Annotated in this window: 4 protein-coding genes and 1 pseudogene; 1 reads left to right on the top strand and 4 read right to left on the bottom strand. The window is 68.1% G+C overall.

What is annotated here, in order from left to right:
- A partial coding sequence (gene mnmC, locus RI841_RS09280; RefSeq protein WP_310705315.1) for a bifunctional tRNA (5-methylaminomethyl-2-thiouridine)(34)-methyltransferase MnmD/FAD-dependent 5-carboxymethylaminomethyl-2-thiouridine(34) oxidoreductase MnmC occupies positions 1-1,705 on the top strand: 1,705 nt, incomplete at its 5' end.
- 200 nt (positions 1,706-1,905) lie between these two features.
- Here the strand turns inward: mnmC and RI841_RS09275 are convergent.
- The 4 genes and pseudogenes from RI841_RS09275 to RI841_RS09260 form a co-directional block, all read right to left on the bottom strand.
- Positions 1,906-2,178, bottom strand: coding sequence for a YheU family protein (locus RI841_RS09275; protein WP_310705319.1), 273 nt, complete (start codon positions 2,176-2,178; stop codon positions 1,906-1,908).
- Positions 2,178-4,238 (bottom strand): NAD-dependent DNA ligase LigA, encoded by a 2,061-nt coding sequence (gene ligA / locus RI841_RS09270; RefSeq protein WP_310705314.1) that lies wholly within the window; start codon positions 4,236-4,238, stop codon positions 2,178-2,180. Before ligA ends, RI841_RS09275 begins: the two co-directional genes overlap by 1 nt.
- Positions 4,239-4,413: 175 nt before the next feature.
- Positions 4,414-5,976: a cell division protein ZipA gene (zipA, locus tag RI841_RS09265; protein ID WP_310705313.1), complete on the bottom strand. Its 1,563-nt coding sequence runs from the start codon at positions 5,974-5,976 to the stop codon at positions 4,414-4,416.
- 226 nt (positions 5,977-6,202) lie between these two features.
- A pseudogene (locus RI841_RS09260) lies at positions 6,203-6,877 on the bottom strand (chromosome segregation protein SMC); the annotation flags it as partial.

Here is a 6,877-nt window from a genome sequence, read left to right as displayed (position 1 = left end):
GCCACGCACCACCACCGGCGCGACGCTCGACGCCGACGACCTGGCCCGGGCGCTGTCCACCTGGCCGGACCTGGCCGAGCGGGCCGCACGCCTGGTCGCCCAGTGGCCCGAGGCAGTGGCCGGCGTGCACCGCCTGTGGCTCGATGATCGGGTCACCCTGGACCTGCACCTCGGCGATACCGCCGAGCGTCTGGCGCTGCTCGATGGCCGGGTGGACGCCTGGTTCCTCGATGGCTTCGCCCCCGCGAAGAATCCCGAGATGTGGCGGGCCGAGCTGTTCGAGGCGATGGCCGCCCGCTCACGCCCCGGGGCGACCCTGGCCACCTTCACCTGTGCCGGGGTGGTCAAGCGTGGCCTCGCCGCCGCCGGCTTCCGCTGGCGCAAGAGGCCAGGCTTCGGGCGCAAGCGCGAGATGCTGGCCGGCGAGATCGCCGAACCCACGGAGGATTGCCGCCGCGAGCGCACACCCTGGTTCTCGCCCCCGGCCCCGTGCCGCGCCCGCCACGTCGCGGTGATCGGCGCCGGTATCGCCGGCGCCAGCACTGCCGCCGCCCTGGCACGGCGCGGCGTAGCGGTCACCCTGGTCGACCGCGAGGGGCCCGGCAGCGGCGGGTCCGGCAACGCCCAGGGGGCGCTCTACGTCAAGCTCGCCGCCGACACCAATCACCAGAGTCGCGCCTATCTTGCCGGCCTATTGCACAGCCGGCGCTGGCTCGAGGTCCTCGACCCGCAGCGCGAGCTCTGGCGGCCCTGCGGCGTGCTGCAGCTGGCCACGAACGCGAAGGAGCGGGCCCGCCAGGCGCGATTCCTGGCCCACCACCCCCTGCCGGAAAGCGTCGTGCGAGGGGTGACGGCAGACGAGGCCTCCCGGTTGGCCGGCACGCCGATCGACCACGATGGGCTCGAGTACCCCCAGGCGGGCTGGGTGCAACCGGCCGCCCTCTGCACCCGGCTCGCCGCCACGTCGGGGGTGAGTTTTCGACAAGCGGAAGTGGTGGACATGACACGGGAGGAGGACGGCTGGTCGTTGGCGCTGGCCGACGGCGAGCGCCTCACAGCCGACCAGGTGGTGGTCGCCACCGCATCGATGGCCAACCGCTTCGCGCAGACGGCGCAGTTGCCGCTGCAGCCGGTGCGCGGCCAGGTCAGTCGACTCGCCCTGCCCCGGGGCACGCCCGAGCTCGACCGGGTGGTCTGTGCCGGCGGCTATGTGTCGCCGGCGCTGGATGGCGTACTCACCTTCGGCGCCACCTTCACGCCAGGCGACATGGATACCAGGATTCGCGACACTGACCATGCGGCCAACCTGGCGGAGCTCGACGCCACCCTGCCCGCCTTCGTGACCGCCCTGCGCAAGGCAGGTGCCCGACTCGACCCGCGTGACCTGGACGGTCGCGCCGCGATTCGCGCCGCCAGTCCCGACAAGTCCCCCTACGCCGGCCCGGTGCCCGACGCCGATAGCTGGCAGAGCGATTACGCGGACCTGGCCAAGGACGCCACACGCATCCCCGGCATATCGGGTCACCACCACGCGGGGCTATGGATCAGCACCGCCCATGGCTCCCGGGGCCTGGCCAGTGCGCCGCTCTGTGCCGAACTGCTCGCCTCGAGGATCTGCGACGAGCCGCTGCCCCTGGAGCAGCCGCTGGTGGATCACCTTCACCCGGGGCGGCGGCTGATCCGCGACCTGATAAGAGGGAAATAGAGAAGCGCTGATTTACGTCGCGAGCGATGAAATGTTGGCTGCCGCCGAATCACAGCCTTGTAGGCCTGGTAAGCGCCATCGCACCAAGCGTAATGACATTGCCAATTCCCCGCCGGATGCGCCTTCGGCTTATCCGGCCTACGTTCATAACGGCTTGTCACCGCATTGGTTTTCAGTAATCCCCTAGTCCAGCCCCAGCCCTACCCCTCTTCCTCGTCATCGGCCAGGTCGCGGCCGAAGGCGCGCCACTGGGCCAGGGTCATCACCTCGGTGCTCTCGGTCCTGAGGTCATGGGCGATCAGCAGCTCGCCGCGCTCGAGCTGGGCCTTGAGCTCGGCGACCCAGCCGCGCATGCCATCAGTGGTGTCGGTGGTATCGTAGCCCTGGCGGGTGACGAAGGCCTCCAGCAGGGCATCCAGGGTCTCGCCCGGCAGCATGCGGTAGGGCACCTCGATAAAGCGATCGCCGCGCATCATGCCTCCTCCTGTTCCGTCCGTGCTTCACCGCTCTCCCAGCCCTCCAGGCGGGCGAGAAAGGCGGCCTCGTCGATGACCTCGACCCCCATCTGCTCGGCCTTCTCCAACTTGCTGCCGGCGGCCTCGCCGGCCACCACGCAGGCGGTCTTGCGGGAGACGCTGCCGGTCACCTTGGCCCCCAGGGCCTGGAGTCGCGCCTTGCCCTCGTCGCGGGTCATGCTCTCCAGGGTACCGGTGAGCACCCAGCTCTGGCCGGCCAGCGGCTGGGGGCGCTCGCCGACCTCCTCCTCGTCCCAGCTCAACCCGCAAGCGAGCAGGTCGTCGATGGTCTCGCGGTTGTGGGGCTGGCGAAAGAAGGTATGCACGTGGGCGGCGACGACGGGGCCCACGTCCTCCACGGTCTCCAGCGCCTCGCTGTCGGCCGCCATCAGCGCCTTCAGGGTGCCGAAGTGGCGCGCCAGGTTGGCGGCCGTGGCCTCACCCACCTCGCGGATGCCGAGGGCGTAGACGAAGCGCGCAAGCGTCGTCTGCTTCGCCTTCTCCAGGGATGCCACCAGGTTCTCGGAGGACTTCCTGCCCATGCGCGGCAGCTCGACGAGGCGCTCGGCCTCGAGCCGGAAGAGGTCCGCCGGGGTGGTGACCCAGTCACGCTCGACCAGTTGATCGATCAGCTTCTCGCCCAGGCCGTCGATGTCCAGCGCCCGGCGCGAGGCGAAGTGCTTGAGGGCCTCCTTGCGCTGGGCGGGACAATAGAGCCCCCCGGAGCAGCGCGCCACCACCTCGCCTTCCAGGTGCTCGATGTCCGAGCCACAGGCCGGGCAGTGCTCGGGGAAGACGATCGCCCGCGCATCGGCCGGACGGCGCTCCTCCAGCACCCGGACCACCTGGGGAATGACGTCGCCGGCCCGGCGAATCGCCACGGTATCGCCGATCATCACGCCGAGCCGGGCGATCTCGTCGGCATTGTGGAGGGTGGCGTTGGAGACGGTGACCCCTGCCACCGAGACCGGCTCGAGCCGGGCCACCGGGGTAATCGCCCCGGTGCGGCCCACCTGGAATTCCACGTCATTGAGCCGGGTGGTCTCCTCCTGGGCGGGAAACTTGAAGGCGATGGCCCAGCGCGGGGCGCGCGCCACGAAGCCGAGCTCGCGCTGCAGGCGCAGGTCGTCGACCTTGATCACCACCCCGTCGATGTCGTAGCCGAGGCCGTCGCGCTTCTCGCCGAGCCGTCGGCAGTAGTCGATGACCCCCTCGGCCCCCTCGACCACCGCCAACTCCTGACTGGTGCGAAAGCCGTAGTCGCCGAGCCTCGCCATCAGCTGGCTATGGCTGACGTCGCCCGGCTCCGGCTCGATGCGCGCCACCTGGTAGGCACTGAACTCCAGGGGACGCTTATCTGTAACTCGCGGGTCGAGCTGACGCAGGCTTCCCGCGGCGGCGTTGCGGGGGTTGGCGAACACCTTGCCGTCCGACTCCCGGGCCCGTTCGTTCAGTGTCTCGAAGCCCTGGTGGCTCATGATCACCTCGCCGCGCACCTCCAGCAGCTCGGGCAGGGCGTCGCCGCGCAGCTTCAGCGGGATGGAGCGCAGGGTGCGCAGGTTGGAGGTGATGCCCTCGCCGGTGCGGCCGTCGCCGCGGGTGGCGCCGCTGACCAGCATGCCCTGCTCGAAGACCAGCGACACGGCGGCCCCGTCGAGCTTGGGCTCGCAGCAGAAGGCCAGCGGCTCGCCATGGGCCTCCAGGCGGTCGGCGACGCGCCTGACGAAGGCCTTGATCTCCTCCTCGCTGAAGGCGTTGTCCAGGGAGAGCATGGGCACCGCATGCTCGACCTCGGGGAAGCCGGCATCGGGCGCGGCCCCCACCCGCTGGGTCGGCGAGTCGGGAGTCACCAGATCGGGATAGGCGTCCTCGAGTTCCTGCAGGCGGCGCAGGCGGCGATCATAGTCGGCGTCGGTGAGCCGGGGCTCGTCGAGGACATAGTAGCGGTAGTTGGCATCGTCGAGCTCGGCACGCAGGCGCGCCACCTCGTCGAGGATCTGCGGGTCGGCTTGGGTCATGGCGTCCCTGGTCTGATCATTGCGTGAAAGCTCGAAGCTCGAAGCTCGAAGCTCGAAGCTCGAAGCTCGAAGCTCGAAGCTCGAAGCCAGGCATCATTTCGTATCCCTGATAACAGAACAACCCCATGGATTCATGGGGTTGTTCCTCTCACGGCTTACAGCGTAAAGCTTACAGCTAATTCACCTGATAGCGGTTGAGCCGATTGCGCCGCTCGAACTCCTGGACCCGCTGGCGGGCGAACTCCACGGTCTGGGCGGTCATCACGCTATGGTTCTCGTCCTTCAGCTCGCCGCCGAGGTGACGGACGATGACCATGGCAGTCTCGACCATCGCCTCGAAGGCAGCTGCGGTATCGCTGGCGCCCGGCAACGGCATCAGCAGGGTGATGCCCTGGGTCCGGAAGTCGTCCATGGCCTCGATGGGGAAGGTTCCCGGCTTGACCACGTTGACCATGGAGAACTGCAGGCGGCTCTCGGGATCCTCGGTCTCGAAGCGATGGAAGATGCCCATGTCGCGTCCGTAGCGAAGTCCGCAGGCCAGCATCAGGTCGAGCAGGGCCGTACCGGAAAAGCCCTCCTCGTCCCGCGACATCACGCTGATGACGATGATCTCGTCGGCCTGGCTCAGCGTCTCGCGGGCATGCTCGGCGTTGACGTCATGGCGCAGGGCCCTCTCCAGCACGGGGTGGGTCCGCACCACGTCGTCACGCGGGGCCATGTCGTCCATTGCGGCCTCGACCGGCGACTCCTCAGGTGCCTGCTGAGAGTGGCGGGATGGGGTGAAGAGCGGGTCGTCGTCATCGGCGGAGGCAACTGCCTCAGCCTCAAGGCGACGCCGCTCGGCCTCCCGGACGGCCTTCTCGTCCTCGGCCTGCTGGCGACGCGCCGCCTCGCGAGCAGCCTTCTCGGCACGGTCCTGCTCACGGCGAACCTTCTCGCTGCGCTTGTGATCACGCCGCTCGGCGAGACTCTTCTGCAGGGAGGCCCCGAAGCGCTGCATGGAGGAACCGACCCGCTTGGAGCCGCTCTTGAGGGAGTCGCCCATGCCCTCGAGATCCACCAGACGGTAGTGCTCCTCGTCGGGATAGGCGTCATGATCCTCAGGATCGGCCGCCAGGACCGGGGTGCCCTGAGATGCAGCAGCGGTGTCCGTTGACCTCTCGTCTTCCAGGCTCGCAAGCCCGGGCTCGCGCCGCTCATCGGTCTCGGTATGCGTATTGTTCAGGCCCGGCTCCACCGCCGAATCTCGAAGCCCAGGCGCATGGCCGGGGCGCTCGGATGCGGTGTCGCGATGCCCCCCGCCCTCCGGGCCACGGCTCACCGGGCGGATCGCAGCGGGGCGGTTGATACCCGGCTCACGCTCGTCGCTCTCGGCCGGTTGACGGTCGACAGCCGGCTCGGCGCCGTTTGCCTGGGCATGACGCCGAAACTCCGACAGCACCCGCGAGGGGCCGGGATGCTCCTGGCGCTGCAGCTTGGGCTTGGGTTGTACCCCTCGGTCTTCCGCCGGCCTGACGACCCGCGCCCCTCCGTTGGGCAGCTCCCAGTTGATTTCGGCCGCGCGGGCCGCAGCTTCAGGGTCCTCGTCGTTCCCCGCGGGGCCACGCTCGTCAGGGTCCGATGAGACCTCGTCGAGACGTGGAACACGACGCTGACGCTGCAGGCGACGCACACCATCGATGACGATGAGGGTCACCAGCGCCAGCCCTAGTATGATCAGCCACTCTCTTAGTTCCATGGGTCGTCATGCCTTTTGCTAAGGCGCCATGCCTGATGGTTGTCCGTCAACAGCATAGCGCGATTGCCAAAAAAAGGGCCACTTTTTTTATTTGTCAAGCTCGGCATTTTCCTGCCGCAACCCGACCGGGCCCTTTGCAATCGCCCTTCAGGTTCCCCGTGCTTCCGTGCAATGCAGTATTCATTGTCTTCCTTGTTAACCCGTTTGCCGTTCACGTTCAAGCCCGTCAGGCCTCGGCAAGGGCCGCGGCTTCCTCGACGCCGACCGACACCAGGCGTGACACCCCGGGCTCCTGCATGGTCACCCCCATCAAGCGTTCCGATGCCTCCATGGCGATCTTGTTGTGGGTGATGTAGATAAACTGGACGGTCTCGGACATCTCCTTCACCAGCTTGGCGTAGCGTCCCACATTGGCATCATCCAGCGGGGCATCCACTTCGTCGAGCATACAGAAGGGCGCCGGATTGAGCTGGAAGATGGCAAATACCATCGACAGCGCGGTGAGGGCCTTTTCCCCACCGGAGAGCAAGTGAATGGTGCTGTTCTTCTTGCCGGGGGGACGCGCCATGATGGCCACCCCGGTTTCCAGCAAATCCTCGCCGGTCAGGGTCAACCACGCGGTTCCCCCGCCGAATACCCGCGGGAAAAGAGCCTGAAGGCCGGCATTGACTCGCTCGAAGGTGTCGCGAAATCGCGTCCGGGTTTCCTGGTCGATGCGCCGAATGGCCCGGTCCAGGGTCTCCAGCGCCTCGCTCAATTCGACATGCTGGGCTTCCAGGTAGTCGCGCCGCTCGGCCTGCTGGTCGTACTCCTCGATGGCCGCCAGGTTGATGGCCCCCAGCCGGCGGATGCGCTCGCCCACCTCCTCCAGCCGGGTCTGCCAGGCGGACTCGGTGGCATT

Origin of the sequence: Halomonas sp. (genome assembly GCF_031581305.1) — a bacterium.
Classification (GTDB): Bacteria; Pseudomonadota; Gammaproteobacteria; order Pseudomonadales; family Halomonadaceae; genus Halomonas.
This window is presented reverse-complemented; position numbering and strand designations above follow the sequence as displayed.

Bases quoted from the DNA above. Each gene is read 5' to 3' on its own strand.
- zipA (WP_310705313.1), bottom strand. From the start codon at position 5,976: ATGGAACTAAGAGAGTGGCTGATCATACTAGGGCTGGCGCTGGTGACC.
- RI841_RS09275 (WP_310705319.1), bottom strand. From the start codon at position 2,178: ATGCGCGGCGATCGCTTTATCGAGGTGCCCTACCGCATGCTGCCGGGC.
- ligA (WP_310705314.1), bottom strand. From the start codon at position 4,238: ATGACCCAAGCCGACCCGCAGATCCTCGACGAGGTGGCGCGCCTGCGT.